The sequence below is a fragment of the Kitasatospora sp. NPDC094028 genome (assembly GCF_049543595.1).
Classification (GTDB): domain Bacteria; phylum Actinomycetota; class Actinomycetes; order Streptomycetales; family Streptomycetaceae; genus Kitasatospora.
The window spans coordinates 137,536-152,629 of the sequence record NZ_JBMVFA010000006.1 but is presented as its reverse complement, the minus strand read 5'-3'; the positions used below and the strand labels follow the sequence as shown (position 1 = coordinate 152,629).

General features: G+C 72.0%; 13 protein-coding genes, 1 tRNA gene and 3 pseudogenes. 8 read left to right on the top strand and 9 right to left on the bottom strand.

The features are described from left to right. Positions 1 to 6: 6 nt before the first annotated feature. From ACPC54_RS12455 to ACPC54_RS12445, 3 genes and pseudogenes are all read left to right on the top strand, one after another. Positions 7 to 576, top strand: a pseudogene (locus tag ACPC54_RS12455) (replication initiator); the annotation flags it as partial. After that, positions 573 to 791: an excisionase family DNA-binding protein gene (locus ACPC54_RS12450; protein WP_402418394.1), complete on the top strand. Its 219-nt coding sequence runs from the start codon at positions 573 to 575 to the stop codon at positions 789 to 791. The pseudogene ACPC54_RS12455 and the gene ACPC54_RS12450, both read left to right, overlap by 4 nt. Further along, positions 791 to 1,944 (top strand): annotated as a pseudogene (locus ACPC54_RS12445) (tyrosine-type recombinase/integrase). Before ACPC54_RS12450 ends, ACPC54_RS12445 begins: the two are co-directional and overlap by 1 nt. 370 nt (positions 1,945 to 2,314) lie before the next feature. Here the strand turns inward: ACPC54_RS12445 and ACPC54_RS12440 are convergent. Next, positions 2,315 to 3,016, bottom strand: a complete 702-nt coding sequence (locus tag ACPC54_RS12440) for a hypothetical protein (RefSeq protein ID WP_498964104.1) — start codon at positions 3,014 to 3,016, stop codon at positions 2,315 to 2,317. Positions 3,017 to 3,170: 154 nt separating this feature from the next. Between ACPC54_RS12440 and ACPC54_RS12435 the strand changes: the two are divergent. Further along, positions 3,171 to 3,515, top strand: a pseudogene (locus ACPC54_RS12435) (tyrosine-type recombinase/integrase); the annotation flags it as partial. 67 nt (positions 3,516 to 3,582) lie between these two features. Here the strand turns inward: ACPC54_RS12435 and ACPC54_RS12430 are convergent. Beyond that, a tRNA-Thr gene (locus ACPC54_RS12430) sits at positions 3,583 to 3,656 on the bottom strand. A gap of 292 nt (positions 3,657 to 3,948) precedes the next feature. On the opposite strand from ACPC54_RS12430, the gene ACPC54_RS12425 reads away from it, so the two are divergent. The 3 genes from ACPC54_RS12425 (at position 3,949) to ACPC54_RS12415 (ending at position 6,570) form a co-directional block, all read left to right on the top strand. Beyond that, positions 3,949 to 5,046, top strand: coding sequence for an ABC transporter ATP-binding protein (locus ACPC54_RS12425; RefSeq protein ID WP_498964102.1), 1,098 nt, complete (start codon positions 3,949 to 3,951; stop codon positions 5,044 to 5,046). Positions 5,047 to 5,207: 161 nt separating this feature from the next. Next, positions 5,208 to 5,654, top strand: coding sequence for a hypothetical protein (locus ACPC54_RS12420; protein ID WP_498964100.1), 447 nt, complete (start codon positions 5,208 to 5,210; stop codon positions 5,652 to 5,654). 106 nt (positions 5,655 to 5,760) lie between these two features. Beyond that, a complete protein-coding gene (locus ACPC54_RS12415) occupies positions 5,761 to 6,570 on the top strand; it encodes a nucleotidyltransferase family protein (protein ID WP_498964098.1) in 810 nt (269 codons plus the stop codon). Positions 6,571 to 6,718: 148 nt separating this feature from the next. Here ACPC54_RS12415 and ACPC54_RS12410 read toward each other — a convergent pair whose 3' ends face one another. From ACPC54_RS12410 to ACPC54_RS12380, 7 genes are all read right to left on the bottom strand, one after another. Continuing rightward, on the bottom strand, positions 6,719 to 8,374 hold the full coding sequence (locus ACPC54_RS12410) for a DoxX family membrane protein (RefSeq protein ID WP_498964096.1): 1,656 nt from the start codon (positions 8,372 to 8,374) through the stop codon (positions 6,719 to 6,721). A 246-nt stretch (positions 8,375 to 8,620) separates the two neighbouring features. Next, positions 8,621 to 9,613 carry a 23S rRNA (guanosine(2251)-2'-O)-methyltransferase RlmB gene (gene rlmB, locus ACPC54_RS12405; RefSeq protein WP_498964094.1) on the bottom strand — a complete coding sequence of 331 codons (993 nt, stop codon included), beginning with the start codon at positions 9,611 to 9,613 and terminating at the stop codon, positions 8,621 to 8,623. A gap of 137 nt (positions 9,614 to 9,750) precedes the next feature. After that, positions 9,751 to 11,145, bottom strand: a complete 1,395-nt coding sequence (gene cysS / locus ACPC54_RS12400) for a cysteine--tRNA ligase (RefSeq protein WP_498964092.1) — start codon at positions 11,143 to 11,145, stop codon at positions 9,751 to 9,753. 94 nt (positions 11,146 to 11,239) lie between these two features. Beyond that, the gene (locus ACPC54_RS12395) at positions 11,240 to 11,635 is read right to left on the bottom strand and encodes a PPOX class F420-dependent oxidoreductase (protein ID WP_498964090.1); all 396 of its coding nucleotides are present in this window, start codon (positions 11,633 to 11,635) and stop codon (positions 11,240 to 11,242) included. Positions 11,636 to 11,800: 165 nt separating this feature from the next. Then, positions 11,801 to 12,301 carry a 2-C-methyl-D-erythritol 2,4-cyclodiphosphate synthase gene (ispF, locus tag ACPC54_RS12390; RefSeq protein WP_498964088.1) on the bottom strand — a complete coding sequence of 167 codons (501 nt, stop codon included), beginning with the start codon at positions 12,299 to 12,301 and terminating at the stop codon, positions 11,801 to 11,803. Between the two features lie 19 nt (positions 12,302 to 12,320). After that, entirely contained in the window at positions 12,321 to 13,076 is a 756-nt protein-coding gene (gene ispD / locus ACPC54_RS12385) for a 2-C-methyl-D-erythritol 4-phosphate cytidylyltransferase (RefSeq protein ID WP_498964452.1), read from the bottom strand. Positions 13,077 to 13,351: 275 nt separating this feature from the next. Beyond that, the gene (locus tag ACPC54_RS12380; protein WP_030244332.1) at positions 13,352 to 13,834 is read right to left on the bottom strand and encodes a CarD family transcriptional regulator; all 483 of its coding nucleotides are present in this window, start codon (positions 13,832 to 13,834) and stop codon (positions 13,352 to 13,354) included. 499 nt (positions 13,835 to 14,333) lie between these two features. On the opposite strand from ACPC54_RS12380, the gene ACPC54_RS12375 reads away from it, so the two are divergent. Then, a complete protein-coding gene (locus ACPC54_RS12375) occupies positions 14,334 to 15,065 on the top strand; it encodes a DUF461 domain-containing protein (RefSeq protein WP_498964085.1) in 732 nt (243 codons plus the stop codon). The last annotated feature ends 29 nt before the right edge of the window (positions 15,066 to 15,094 follow it).

Here is a 15,094-nt window from a genome sequence, read left to right as displayed (position 1 = left end):
GCCCAAGGCGTGCTCGTCGGCTCCCCGCAGGCTGCTCGCTGCGTCCGGTACCTGACCAAGTACCTCACCAAGTCCGTCGCCGAGTGCCACACCCCGGCCGGCGAGACCGAAACCGACCACGTCGACCGCCTCGCCGCCGAACTCCGCTACGAACCCTGCTCGCCAACCTGCGCCAACTGGCTCCTCTACGGCATCCAGCCCAAGAACGCACACCCCGGCCTGCGCCCCGGCGCCTGCCGCTCCCGCGCCCACAAGCGCGAGCACCTCGGCTACGGCGGCCGCCGCGTCCTGGTCTCCCGCAAGTGGTCCGGCAAGACCCTCACCGACCACCGCGCCGAACGCCGCACCTGGGTCCTAGACGTCCTCGGCGACACCGCCGCCCGGTCCGAGCCCAACCGCTACCTGTGGGAGCCCGTCCGCCCCGGCGACCCCGACATGGCACCCCTCGCCACCCGCCTCCTGCGCGCCGTCGCCGAACGCGTCCGCTGGCGCCAGGCCCTGGACGAAGCCCTGGCCCGCGCCGAAGGCTCCGGCTTCCCGACGATCGCCGCCACTCCCGAAAGGAAGACAGCATGACGACCCTGGACCCGCTCCTGACCACCGCCCAGGCCGCCGAACTCCTCGGGACCACCGAGCGGTTCCCCCGCCGGCTGATCGCCGAGCGCCGCATCACCTTCGTGAAGGTCGGACGCCACGTCCGCATCCCGGCCTCGGCCCTCGCCGAGTTCATCGCCGCTCGCACCGTCCAGCCGGTCACCGTCCGGCGCACTCAGCTCAGGAGGGCCGCCTGATGGCGAACACCAAGGGAAACCGCCGACGCTTCGGCTCCGTCCGCCAACTGCCCTCCGGCCGCTGGCAGATCCGCTACCCCGACCCGGTCACCGGCCTGATGCACCCGGGCGAGGAGACGTACCCCACCAAGACCGACGCCGAGGTCGCGCTGACGCTCATCGAGGCCGACATCAAGCGCGAGCAGTGGACCGACCCGGACGCCGGGAAGGTGAAGTTTGGGGACTTCGCCGACGAGTGGCTGAAAGACCGGAAGTTGGAGGACACCACCAGGGAGCGGTACAAGGGTGTGCTCCGGCTGCACATCAAGCCGACGTTCGGCGCGCGCTTCGTGTCCGAGATCACGGCGGCCCGGGTCCGGACGTTGCGAACTCGACTCCTGGAGTCAGGCGTTGGCGAGCCGACCGTCGTCAAGGCGTACCAGCTTCTCCGCAGCATCATGACCACCGCCGTAGACGATGAGCTGATCAAGCGCAACCCGTGCCGGATCACGGGCGCCGACACGTACGACGTCCCGGAGCGTCCGGTCCTGACGGTTCCCGAGGTGTACGCCGTGGCGGCGGCCATCCAGCCGCAGTGGCGGGCGCTCGTCCTGCTCACCGCGTTCACCACGCTCCGGTTCGGCGAGTTGGCCGCGATCCGCCGGCGGGACGTCGACCTGGACGCCCGAACCCTCTGGGTCCGGCGGAATCAGGCCGAGCTGAGACCAAGGCGCCCAATAGCCGCGCCAGCTTCCGCCCGGTCGCCTTCCCCGCTCTGATCGTCCCGGACCTGGAGCAGCACCTTCAGCGCCACGCGGCCAAGGGCCAGGATGGGCTGTTCTTCGTCGGCCCCCGGGGCGGCACGCTCCGCCGGAGCAACTTCCGCGACGACTGGACAGCGGCCAAGGCCAAGGCCGGCGTCTCCCCAGACATCCACTTCCACGACATCCGGCACACCGGCAACAACATCGCCGCGCAGAACGGGGCCAGCACCCGGGAGCTCATGACCAGGATGGGCCACAGCACCACCCGGGCCGCGCTGATCTACCAGCACATGACCAGCGACCGGGACCGTGCCATCGCCGACAAGATGGGCGAGGCCGCCCGCAAAGCTCTCGGCGAGGACGACGAACCGCCGGCCGCTTCTGGCACGTCCGCGGCGCACCCCGAATAGCACCCCAGCACAGTGAAGGGCCAGCTCGACCGAGATCACCTCGGCGAACTAGCTCTTCGCGCATTGATCTCCCTGCCGGGTTCGATCCGGCGCCCCCGGCTTTACAAGCTCGACCGCTGGCGCTCACCGGTGGAGCAACGCCCACAGGCCTCCTCCGCCACCTGCGAGAAGTGTGATGACTCCAGCCGCCTTACGGGAGAGGTAAATGCTAATGGTCAACCGCAGGTGGGTGCCGACTTCGATCTTGATCTTGCGAGGCTTCGCCCGTGGCGAGTCCGCTGTCATGAGGATTGCCCGATTCTTGAAGTGCTCGCCGGAAAGGGTCCGCTGCAGAACAGTCGCCACGCTTGAACTGCTTGTGGGGGCTGCCCTACCCATGCTTCCGAGGCCTACGGGCGCCATCGACAATCGCATCGACGATGTCGTCGTATGACAGGCCAGCCGCGGTGGCCGTCCGGACGACGCGTTGCCCGGTGAAGCGGTCGAGCGAAGGCGCTTCCCCGGACAGGCGGGTCGCCCATGCCCGTACGCCACGCAAGGCATTGAGCGCACCGGGCCGGGAAATATCGAGCATGCTAGGCCAGGAGATGTGGTCCGGGCACACTCCCAACGATGTCGCGTAGATGGGGCAGCCGGGTTCATGGCACTGTTCCCGAATGTCGCCCGGGGCTAGCCGAACGTGGAATCGTGGCAGGCTGGCGCGCACCTCAACATTGCTCTCGGGCAACGTCTCGATGCCAAGGGGTTCGTTCAGGGCGGCACGAATGGCAATGGCGTGCTGAAGCAAACTGTCGTACGGAGCTGCGGTGTCTGCCCGAGCAACTCCGGGCCGTCCCAGTTCTTCTCCCAGCTCGCCGGCATTCCGATCCCCGCTCGCACGAACTGTGCGTAGGGCGTCGGTGTATCGAATCCCATGCCTCGCGGCAAACTTGCGGGCGCGCTTGCGCTCGGTATTTTGACGCCTAGTCACGCTGAGCTCCAGTCCGGCCCGCTGCCCACGCCCGCCGCCGGTGAAGATCAACCAGAAAAACGGATGGCAAATCGAACGCGGGTCCCGGAAGACCTTGGCCATCGACGTAACCATGCGGCGTGGGCACAGGTGACAGTGGCTCGGGCGGTGCGCGTCCAGCCCTGCGCAGACTCTAGCGCAGCCAAGCGCCAGCCAACTCCGAAGATTCGGGAATTCGATTGAAGGCACGCGCCACCCCTGGAACTCCGACCGACTGGACGGGCTGTTCTTCGTCGGCCCCCGGGGCGGCACGCTCCGCCGGAGCAACTTCCGGGACGACTGGACGGCCGCCAAGGCCAAGGCCGGCGTCTCCCCGGACATCCACTTCCACGACGTCCGGCATACCGGCAACAACATCGCCGCGCAGAACGGGGCCAGCACCCGGGAGCTCATGACCAGGATGGGGCACAGCACCACCCGGGCCGCGCTGATCTACCAGCACATGACCAGCGACCGCGACCGTGCCATCGCCGACAAGATGGGCGAGGCCGCCCGCAAGGCTCTCGGCGAGGACGACGATCCGCCGGACGCTTCTGGCACGCCCGTGGCACAGCCCGACTAGGACCCCCGCAACGACGAAGGGCCAGTTCGACCGGAATTACCCCGGCGAACTGGCCCTTCATGGTGTGAGCCCCCTGTCGGGTTCGAACCGACGACCCCCGCTTTACAAGAGCGGTGCTCTGGCCAGCTGAGCTAAGGAGGCACGGTGGCCGTCCGCGATGGATCACGGCGGCACCGGGGGCAGTCTACCGGGCCGGGGTGTCGGGGTGGGGGGATATCCGGTGGTTGGCGGGGTGGGTGGGGGCGGGGCGGGTGTGATGGAACCGATGCGGAATCGGGGCGGGCGGGGGGCTGACAAGCGGCGGGGGCGCAGGTAGCGTCGCCGGGAGTCGGTTCGTGCGGTGGTTCAGACCAGTGACGGACCGGCGGCGAAAGACGACACCCCTTTACTCGGATCGTCCGGCACGTTCCTGCCGGTGAAGGAGAGAACGACCATGGCTTCTGTCACGTACGACAAGGCGACCCGCGTCTACCCCGGGGCGGACAAGCCCTCGGTGGACGCGCTGGACCTGGACATCGCGGACGGCGAGTTCCTCGTCCTGGTCGGCCCGTCCGGCTGCGGCAAGTCGACCAGCCTGCGGATGCTGGCCGGTCTGGAGGACGTCAACAGCGGCGCGATCCGGATCGGCGACCGCGACGTCACCCACCTGCCGCCGAAGGACCGGGACATCGCGATGGTGTTCCAGAACTACGCGCTGTACCCGCACATGACCGTGGCGGAGAACATGGGCTTCGCGCTCAAGATCGCCGGCGTGAACAAGGCGGACATCCGCACCAAGGTCGAGGAGGCGGCGAAGATCCTCAACCTGACGGAGTACCTGGACCGCAAGCCGAAGGCGCTGTCCGGCGGTCAGCGCCAGCGCGTCGCGATGGGCCGCGCGATCGTCCGCGAGCCGCAGGTCTTCCTGATGGACGAGCCGCTGTCGAACCTGGACGCCAAGCTCCGCGTCTCGACCCGTACCCAGATCGCCGGCCTGCAGCGCCGCCTGGGCATCACCACGGTGTACGTGACCCACGACCAGACCGAGGCGCTCACCATGGGCGACCGGGTCGCGGTGCTGAAGGACGGTCTGCTGCAGCAGGTCGACACCCCGCGCAACATGTACGACAAGCCCGCCAACGTGTTCGTGGCCGGCTTCATCGGCTCCCCGGCGATGAACCTGGTCGAGGTGCCGCTGGTGGACGGCGGCGTGAAGTTCGGCGGCTCGGTGGTCAACATCTCGCGCGAGAACCTGGCCGGCGCCGGCTCCGACAAGACGGTGATCGTCGGTGTCCGCCCGGAGCACTTCCAGATCGTGCCGGCCGGCGGCATCGAGGGCGTCGCGGTGACCGTGAACGTGGTCGAGGAGCTCGGCTCGGACGGCTTCGTGTACGGCACCACGCAGCTCGGCGGCGAGGACAAGGAGCTGGTCGTCCGCGTGCCCGGCCGCCAGATCCCGGCCCGCGGCGAGACCGTCCACGTCGTGCCGATCGCGCACGAGACCCACGTCTTCGCCACCAGCACCGGCGAGCGCCTGAGCGTCTGCGACTGATCCGGCGGCGGTTTCGACGGAGCCCGCCCGACCTTCCCGGTCGGGCGGGCTCCGTCCGTACACCCCGTGTCAACACGGTGCAGGGACGAACCCGGACACCGTGTCACTCGATGGTGTAACGGAGGGCGAACCGGCCCCTACCCACCGCTACGCTCCTGAGCGTGAAGCAGCTTGTGCGCCGTATCGGCCAGACCGTCGCCCTGACCCTGCCGGTCGTCCTGGTGACCACCGGCACCCTCGCCGTGACCCGGGTCCCGTGGGCCCCGCCGACCGGCCTCGACCAGCAGGTCGTGGCGGCGTCCAGCGGCGACGGCGCCGGGATCGGCCGTTCCGCGGGGACCACCGCCAAGTCCTCGGACGCGCTCGCCCCGCAGGAGTCGCTGCGGGTGGCGCTGCTGGACGAGCTGCGCGCGAAGAACCCGTCCGCCGCGCTCGACCTGCTGGAGCGCTCGATGCGCGAGCAGCCCGCGCTGACGCCGTACTGCACCTCGCTGGCCACGGAGTTGGGCAAGGCGGCGGTGCGCAAGTACCAGGGCGACGTGCAGCGGGCCCGGTCCTTCGCCCGCCCGGTCTGCGACGGCGCGTTCGCGGCCGGCGTGGTCGGCTGACGCACCGGGTGGACCGGGGTGGCGGAGCGCCCGCCACTGCGGCAACTCGGCGCCGCCCGGCGCTGGTTGGGGCGCGCGCCCGCCCGGCGCGGCTTATCGTTCAGCCATGACCGCTGACTCCGGCCCCGCCGCCGCACCCGCGTCCCCGCCGCACCCGCAGGCCGCGCCGCCGCTCCAGACCCGGGCGACCACGACGCCCGTCACCCAGGCCGTGATCCTGGCCGGCGGCCAGGGCTCCCGGCTGCGGCCCTACACGGACGACCGCCCGAAGCCGCTGGTCGAGATCCCGGGGACGGGCACGCCGATCCTGGGCCACCAGCTGGCCTGGCTGGCCTCCGAGGGCGTCACCGACGCCGTCGTCTCCTGCGGGCACCTCGCCGACGTGCTGGAGGAGTGGCTCGACAAGGCGGACCTCCCGCTGCGGGTGCGCACGGTGATCGAGGCCGAGCCGCTCGGGCGCGGCGGCGGCCTGAAGTACGCGGCCAAGGCGCTGCCCCGCCCGGAGGAGCCCTGGTACGCCACCAACGGTGACATCTGGACCCGCTTCAGCCTGCGCGACATGGCCGCCTTCCACCACGAGCGGGACGCCGTCGCGACGCTCGCGCTGGCCCGACCGCGGATCCCGTGGGGCGCCGTGGAGACCGACCAGTTCGGCAACGTGCTGGACTTCATCGAGGCGCCGCCCTCGCCGTTCCTGATCAACGCCGGCCTGTACGTGTTCAGCCCGGAGTTCGCCGAGCTGCTGCCGGACGTCGGCGACCACGAGCGCACGACTTTCCCGCAGCTCGCCCGCAGCAAGCGGCTGGCGGGCTACCAGCTGCCCCAGGGCGTCTACTGGCGCGCGATCGACACCGCCAAGGACCTCACCGAGGCGGCCAAGGAGCTGGCCTCCGGAGCCGGCCGGGCCCCGCAGTAGACCGCCGCGCCCCGTCGCGGAGGGGCGCCCTCACGCGCTCACACGCTCACACGCTCACGCTTTCACACGCTCACACGCTCACACGCGAAACGGCGATCGGCCGGGTGCTCCCCCACGGAGCACCCGGCCGATCGCCGGCACGGGAGGGTCAGGTCGCGGTCGGCTCCCCCGGCGCGGAGGACCGGTCGCCGCCCGCCAGGTCGGCCAGCGGGCCGCCGCCCAGGACCCCGCCGAGCAGCCCCGGCCCGGAGCTCGGGCTCTGCTTGGGCGCCGTCCCCGAGCCGCCGGGCGCCGGGGTGCTGCGCTGGGCGGGCGCGGAGCCGGCCGGGGCGCCGGCGGGCGCGGCCGAGGGCTGGGCGGCGCCGGCGCCGCTCTCCGGCTTGCCGGAGTGCTTGCCGCTCGGCGTGGCACCGGTGGGCTTGGCGGACGGCGCGGTGGACGGCGCCGTCGCGCTCGGCGCCGGGGTGGTCGGGCGCGGGGCGGCGGGCGAGGGCGCGCCGGACGCGCCCTGGCCGGGGGCGCCGGACGGGCCGCCGGCCGGCCAGACCGGGGTGCCAAAGTCGGTGGCGGGCCGGGCCGGCGCCTGGTGCGGCCGGGCGCCGGTGCGGACGGCCGCGCCGAGCATCGAGCCGAGCAGCAGGGTCAGGCCGACGACCACCGTGGTGACCACCGCGCCGCGGCGCAGCACCCGGCGGCGCAGGGCGCCGGGCGCGTCCGCGCCGTACCGCCGCCAGGCCTCCAGGTTGAGCCGCCCGTCGAGGGAGGCGAACGGCGCGCCGGCGATGAGCAGCGGGCTCCAGGCTGCCAGGAAGATCAGGTCGGGCGTGTCGTAGACGGGCACGGCCCGCCAGCTGACGGTGAACAGCAGCGCGGCGGAGAGCAGCATCGCCGCGCCGGCCGCGAGCCGCTGCCAGAGGCCGAGGACGGTGAGCACGCCGACCACGATCTCGGTGAACGAGACCACCAGGCCGGCGCCCACCGGGTGCGCCATGGCGAAGGCCAGCAGCGGTTCGGCGACCTTCCACGGGTGCAGCGAGGAGAGCCAGCGCATCATCGAGCCGCGCTCGCCGCCGTCGAAGTACACCGGGTCGCAGAGCTTGCTGAAGCCGGCGTAGACGGAGAGCGAGCCGAGGACGGCGCGCAGCGGCAGCAGCACCAGGCCGAGGTCGACCCGGCGGCCGGGGTACCAGGGCTGCTTGCCCTCGGTGTCGGTGGCGGAGACCTCGGGCAGTTCGCCGCTGGGGGTCCAGCCGTGCGGTTCGCCGATCGGGCCGACGCCGGCGTCGGTGGCGGTGCCGGCGCCCGCGCGGGGCTGGCGCGGGACGGTCCGGGCGCCCGCCAGGGACGGGATCACCTGGGTGTCCGCCTCGTCCTGGGTGCCGGGGCCGCTGAGCCGTACGGCGTCCAGCAGCCGGGTGGCCGCGAGGTCCCCGGGGGCCGCCTGGCCGGTCCAGGTGACGGCGGTGACCCGGCCCTTGCGGCGCGGCGCGCCGCCGACCCCGGCCCCGGCGAGCGCCGGGACGGCGGAGGCGGGGACCACGACCTGCGGGGTGACCAGCGGACGGCGGATCAGGCCCTGGTTCGCGTACGGGTCGCCGAAGGCGGCGCCGGTGGAGAGCAGTCCGGCCGGGGCGTCGATGAGCGGCGCCACGGGCGCGCTGAGCCGGAGCCGGAAACTCGCCTGGGTGCTGCTGAGACGCGCGGGGTCCGAGTCCACCTTGACGGTGTTGAGGCCGGGGCCCGCGCCCGCGTCTATCCCGGTGCTGCCGCCGAACAGGGGGCGCCGAGGTGTTCTGGTGTCCACGCCCGTCTAACCGGGTGACGGCCGGTTAGGACACTCTCCCGGGTGGATGTGCGGCGCACACTTGAAGTGATCATGAAAAAAGTGATCGGGCCCGATCGGGCCCGATCACTTCTCACCCGAAATACGGGCAATTCAGAAGACCGGCTGCGGACGAGCACCTATCTGTGCTCACCGCTCGGCGGCCTCGACCGCCCACGGCTCGGCGGTCAGCGCTCGGCGGTCAGCGCTCGGCGGTCAGCGCTCGGCTCAGCGCTTGGCGCGCAGCCGCGCGGCCTCGTACAGCACGATGCCCGCCGCGACACCGGCGTTCAGCGACTCGGTCAGGCCGGACATCGGGATCCGCACCCGCATGTCGCAGGTCTCCGAGACCAGCCGGGACAGGCCCTTGCCCTCGCTGCCCGCGACGATCACGACCGGGCCGGTCAGCAGCTCCAGGTCGCCCAGCTCGGCCTCGCCGTCGGCAGCCAGGCCGACCACCATCAGGCCGGCCTTCTGGTAGGCCTCCAGGGTGCGGGTCATGTTGGTGGCCCGGGCGACGGGCAGGCGGGCCGCGGCGCCGGAGGAGGTCTTCCAGGCACCGGCGGTCATCCCGGCCGCGCGGCGCTCGGGGATGACCACGCCGTGCGCGCCGAAGGCGGCGGCGGAGCGGACCACGGCGCCCAGGTTGCGCGAGTCGGTGACCCCGTCCAGGGCGATGATCAGCGCGTCCTGGCCCGCGTCGGCGGCGTCGGCCAGCAGGTCCTCGGGGTGCGCGTACTCGTACGGCGGCACCTGCAGCACCAGGCCCTGGTGGTTCATCCCGCCGGTCATCTGGTCCAGCTGGGGGCGCGGGGCCTCCATCAGCGGGATGCCGCGGTCGTTGGCGGCCTGGAAGGCGTCGCGGACCCGGTCGTCGGTGTCGATGAACTGCTGGACGTACAGCGCGTTGGCCGGCACGTCGCCCTGCAGGGCCTCGACCACCGAGTTGCGGCCGAAGACCAGCTCGGCGCTGCCCGCGCCGCCGCGGCCGCCCCGGCCGCCGGCCCCGGCCCGGCGCATGCCGGCCCGCGACTTGGCGTCCCGCTCGCGCTTGAGCGCGGCGTTGGCGGCCCGCTGCTTGGGGTGGCCCTTGCGCTCCTCGCCGGGAGGGGTCGGGCCCTTGCCCTGGAGCTGCTTCCGGCTGTGCCCGCCGGTACCGACAGACGCACCCTTCTTGGATCCGGGGTTGCGGCGGTTCCTGCGCTGGCTGTTGCCGGCCATGGCTGTACTTCCTGTCTGTCCGGCATGCCCGGCCGCCCCCGCTATCTCCGGCGGCGGCCGACGGCATGCGCTACGTCATGCGGGAGGGCCGCACCGGTCTGGTACGGCCCACCCATCACCCCGATCGTCAGATGGGGTTACTGGTTGTTGATCGTCCAGCGCGGGCCGGACGGGGTGTCCTCGATCGCCAGTCCGGCCAGGCCGAGCTGGTCGCGGATGGCGTCCGCGGTGGCGAAGTCCTTGCGCTCGCGCGCCGCCTGCCGCTGGTCCAGGACCAGGCGGACGAGCGAGTCGACCACGCCGTGTAGGTCCTCGCCGCGCTCCGTCCCGGCCCAGTGCGGGTCGAGCGGGTCGAGTCCCAGTACACCGAGCATCGCACGGACCTCGGCCAGTCGCGCCACCACGCTCTCCTTGTCGTCCGCGTTCAGGGCGCTGTTGCCCTGGCGGACGGCGGTGTGGACGACGGCCAGCGCCTGCGGCACACCGAAGTCGTCGTCCATCGCCTCGGCGAAGGCCGGCGGCACCTCGGGCGCCGCGTCGACCGTGCCGCAGCGCTCGACGGCGCGCTGGATGAAGCCCTCGATCCGGCCGAAGCCGGCCTCGGCCTCGCGCAGCGACTCCTCGCTGTACTCGATCATCGAGCGGTAGTGCGGGGAGCCCAGGTAGTAGCGGAGCACGATCGGGCGCCAGCGCAGGACCATCTCGGAGACCAGCACCGAGTTGCCGAGCGACTTGCTCATCTTCTCGCCGGCCATGGTGACCCAGGCGTTGTGCGCCCAGAAGTTGGCGAAGCCGTCGCCGTAGGCCTTGGACTGGGCGATCTCGTTCTCGTGGTGCGGGAAGATCAGGTCCAGCCCGCCGCCGTGGATGTCGAAGGCGCTGCCCAGGTACTTGTGGGCCATCGCCGAGCACTCCAGGTGCCAGCCGGGGCGGCCGCGGCCCCACGGGGTCTCCCAGCTCGGCTCGCCCGGCTTGGCGGTCTTCCACATCGCGAAGTCGCGGTGGTCGCGCTTGCCGGTCTCGCCCTCGCCGCTCGGCTGGCGCAGGTCGGCCAGCTTCTGGTTGGAGAGCGCCAGGTAGTCGGGGTAGGACTTCACGTCGAAGTAGACGTTGCCGTCCGCCTCGTAGGCGTGGCCCTTCTCGATCAGCCCGCGCATCATCTCGATCATCTCGGTGATGTGCCCGGTGGCGCGCGGCTCGACGGTCGGCGGCAGGCACCCCAGCGCGTCGTAACCGTCGTTGAAGGCGCGCTCGTTCGCGTAGCCGATCTGCCACCACGGCGTGCCGAGCTCGCGCTCCTTGGCGATGATCTTGTCGTCGATGTCGGTGACGTTGCGGACGAAGGTCACCTGGTAGCCGCGGTAGGCGAACCACCGCTGCATGATGTCGAAGTTGAGCCCGGACCGGATGTGCCCGATGTGAGGCGCCGACTGAACGGTAGCGCCGCACAGGTAGATCGAGACACAACCCGGTACAAGCGGGACGAAGTCGCGTACCTGGCGGGTGCTGGTGTCGTACAGACGAATGCTCACAGCGTCAAGCGTAGTGGGCGGCGGGGGGTGCCCCGCCACTTTCCCCGGGGACGGCAGGCCGCGTTCCCGGGGAACGGCACGTCGGCGGGGGCCGTCAGATGTTGCCGACCACCTTGCCCGGGGTGAGCCGCACCACCACGCGGACGTCGTCCGGGCCGTCCCAGGTGTACGTGTCCACGCCGCGGTACTTGGCGGCCAGCTCGTCGATCAGCTCGCGGCCGCCCTCGGTGGTCATCGTCACCGCGCCGCGCACCTCCAGGTACTCGTACGGGCTGTCCGCCGGGTTGACCAGCAGCGTGATCCGCGGGTCCTTCACCATGTTGAGGTACTTGCGGCGGCCCTCGACGGTGGAGAACAGGATGTCCTCGCCGTCCCGCTTGACCCAGACCACCGAGGACTGCGGGCTGCCGTCCGGCTGGATCGTGGAGACCACGGCGAAGCTCTTGCCGTCGATCAACGCCTTGGCACGGTCGGAGAGTTGGGCGCTCATGGGAACCTCTTCTCGTCGGCGGCGGTACGGCCCGGGGATGAACTCCGCGCGGGCTCCGGGCCGAACACTACCGATCCGGTACCCGTCACATCAGGTGAACACCCGTGTGCTGTGGGTTTGTTCCCGCGGCACCGGGCCACCCCGCCGCCGGTGCGGCGCCGGCCGTCAACGCCGCTCGTACACCAGGGCGGTGGCGATCGCGGCCAGCCCCTCGGCCCGGCCGGTCAGGCCCAGGCCGTCGGTGGTGGTGCCGGAGACCGACACCGGCGCGCCGACCGCCCCGGACAGCGCGGCCTGCGCCTCGTCCCGCCGCTTGCCGATCTTCGGCCGGACGCCGATCACCTGGACCGAGACGTTGCCGATCTCGAAGCCGGCCGCGCGGACCAGCCGGGCCGCCTCGCCGAGCAGCGTCACCCCGGAGGCGCCGGCCCACTCGGGCCGGTCGGTGCCGAAGTGGGCACCCAGGTCGCCGATCCCGGCGGCCGAGAACAGCGCGTCGCAGGCGGCGTGCGCGGCGACGTCGGCGTCCGAGTGCCCGGCGAGCCCGAACTCGGCGCCCGGCCAGTCCAGTCCGGCGACCCGGAGCGGGCGGCCGGCCTCGAAGGCGTGCACGTCGGTGCCGATCCCGACGCGCGGGATCACGGGGAGCATCGGCTCAGCAGGCATCGGCTCAGCAGACATCGGCTCAGTAGGCATCGGCGGCCCTCCTGCGGGCGAGTACGGCCTCGGCGAGCACGAGGTCCAGCGGGCGGGTGACCTTGAACGCCTCCTCGTGGCCGGGCACCACGACGACCGGGCCGCCGTAGCGCTCCACCAGGCCGGCGTCGTCGGTGACGGGCGGCGCGTCGGCGGAGCCGGCGGCCTCCTCGGCCAGCGCCTTGGCGTGCACCTCGACCAGGGTGGCCCGGTCGAAGCCCTGCGGGGTCTGCACCGCGCGCAGGGTGTTGCGCTCGGGCGTGTCGAGCACCGGCTCGGGGCGGCCCGGGTTCGGCTCGACCCGCTTCACGGTGTCGGCCAACGGCACCGCGGGCACCACCGCGACGGCCCCGGCCCGGACGGCGGCCGCGACGGCGTCCACCACCTCGACCGGGACGAGCGGGCGGGCCGCGTCGTGCACCAGGACGATCCCGACCTCCTCGGGGATCGCGGCCAGGCCGAGCCGGACGGACTCCTGGCGGGTCGCGCCGCCGGCCACCACCCGGATGTCCTTGCCGTCCAGCCCGTGGCTGTCCAGCAGGGCGACCACCTCGGCCACCCCGTCCGCGGGCGCGGCCACCACGACCAGGCCGACCGCCCGGCTGCGGGCCAGCGCCCGGACGGCGTGCACCAGGAGCGGCACGCCGCCGAGCTCCCGGAGGGCCTTCGGGGCGCCGGGCCCCAGCCGCTCACCGCGTCCCGCGGCCGGCACCACTGCTGCTGCGACTGCTGCTGAGGCGTTCAGGTTTCACTCCTTCGGCGAAGTGGGTATGGCCTTGGCGTGCCCGGCGGGCGCCGGACCCCTTCCGAAGAGCCACGGTCCAACCGCCCGCCGCACAGCTCCGCAGAAACGGTCCTGCGGGCCAGCGCCGGTCCGGGCGGGAGGCGTCGTCCGGACACGCCTCAGCGCCCGAAGTGCCACTGCACCACTCCCGGACGGTTCGTCCGAGGAGCGGCGCGCCGGCACCGGGCGCTGTGAGCGGTGGGCGACAGCCCGACTGCACTGCGGCTACGCGCGCACTACGAGGCGAGCACCTCGTCGAGCAGCGTCTCCGCCTTGTCCTCGTTGGTGTTCTCCGCCAGCGCGAGTTCGCTGACGAGGATCTGGCGCGCCTTCGCGAGCATGCGCTTCTCGCCGGCCGAGAGGCCGCGCTCGCGCTCGCGGCGCCACAGGTCGCGCACGACCTCGGCGACCTTGATGACGTCGCCCGAGGCGAGCTTCTCCAGGTTCGCCTTGTAGCGACGGGACCAGTTGGTCGGCTCTTCGGTGTACGGTGCGCGCAGCACCTCGAAGACCCGGTCCAGACCCTCCTGGCCGACCACATCGCGCACGCCGACGAACTCCGCGTTCTCGGCGGGCACGCGGAGCGTCAGGTCTCCCTGCTGCACCTTGAGCACCAGGTAGGTCTTGTCCACACCTTTGATCTGGCGAATTTCGATGGCCTCGATCAGCGCGGCCCCGTGATGGGGGTAGACCACCGTGTCGCCAACCTTGAACGTCATGTGACAGGACCCCTTCCGTGGCTTTCCAGAATAACACGCCCCAGGCCCGGCCCGAAGGGCGTTTTCGCAGGTCAGGGCGGGTCTCGGGGCTTGACAAGGACCCCCATGACGTGCTGCGACCGGTGTTCGAGAACGGCTTCCCGCAGGTCGGAGGCGGTTCCGGTGCCCGACGAAACCTTGCGCAACGCCCCCGAAACCATGATTGGATCTTGAGTTTTCGTCACCGTTCGGGTCGCATCCACACCGTTATTCGATCTGCATCGAAGCGTGTCCTGTCCGTGATGCGGACCGGTGGCTCCTCCGGCTGCGACCCGGGCACCCCGAGCGGGCGGCCCGGCAGCCGGCGACCGCGCCCGGGATGCATCCGGGATGCGTCCGGACGGCCCTCTGCGGACCCCGGGAGTGCGACACGGGGACCTCCCCGTGAAGAGCGCATAAGTGAGGTCGATAATCTGAGACCTGACCTGTCGACACGTGACCTTTAGGAGAAGCCGCCGCCGTGAGCCGCAGCCTTCGACGCGGCAGCATCGCCGCCATCGCCGCCATCGCCATCGCCTCCCTGTCGTCCTGCGCCGCCGGCAACACGCCGGACACGCTGCAGATCAAGCCGGACAACGCGGCTGCGACGATCGGCACGAGCCTCCGACTGAACAACATCGTGATCGTCACCCCGGTCAAGTCCGCGGGTGACTACACCGGCCCCGCCAACGTGGTCGTGAACATCGCGAACTCGGGCAGCAACACGGTCCAGCTGAAGTCCGTCACCGTCGGCACCGGCGGCAGCGCGACCTTCGCCGACGCCGCGGGCGCCCCGCTGGCCGCCATCCCCGTCCCCGCGGGCGGCGCGGTGGCGATCGGCGGCCAGGGCAACGTGGCCGCCACCGTCCCCTCGGCCTCCGTCACGATCGGCGGCTTCGCCAAGACGACCTTCACGATGCAGGAGGTCGACAAGGACAACAACCCGGTCGGCGCCCCGCAGACGGTCACCGCCGACGCCGGCGTGAGCTCGGACTCGGACGTCAAGAACAAGGACATCTACAACGGCTACGGCCCGACCGTCGCCCCGTCCACCACGGCCCCCGCCAAGCCCGCCTCGCCGTCCGCGAGCGCTCCGGCGACCCCGGGTGCCGGCGCCACCACCCCGGCCGCACCGGGCACCACCGCCACCCCGGGCGCCGGTGCCACCACCGGCGCGGCCACCCCGGTCGGCACCACGCCGACCGCGCACTGACCCCGTCCCCGGCGGGCCCGCTCCGGGCC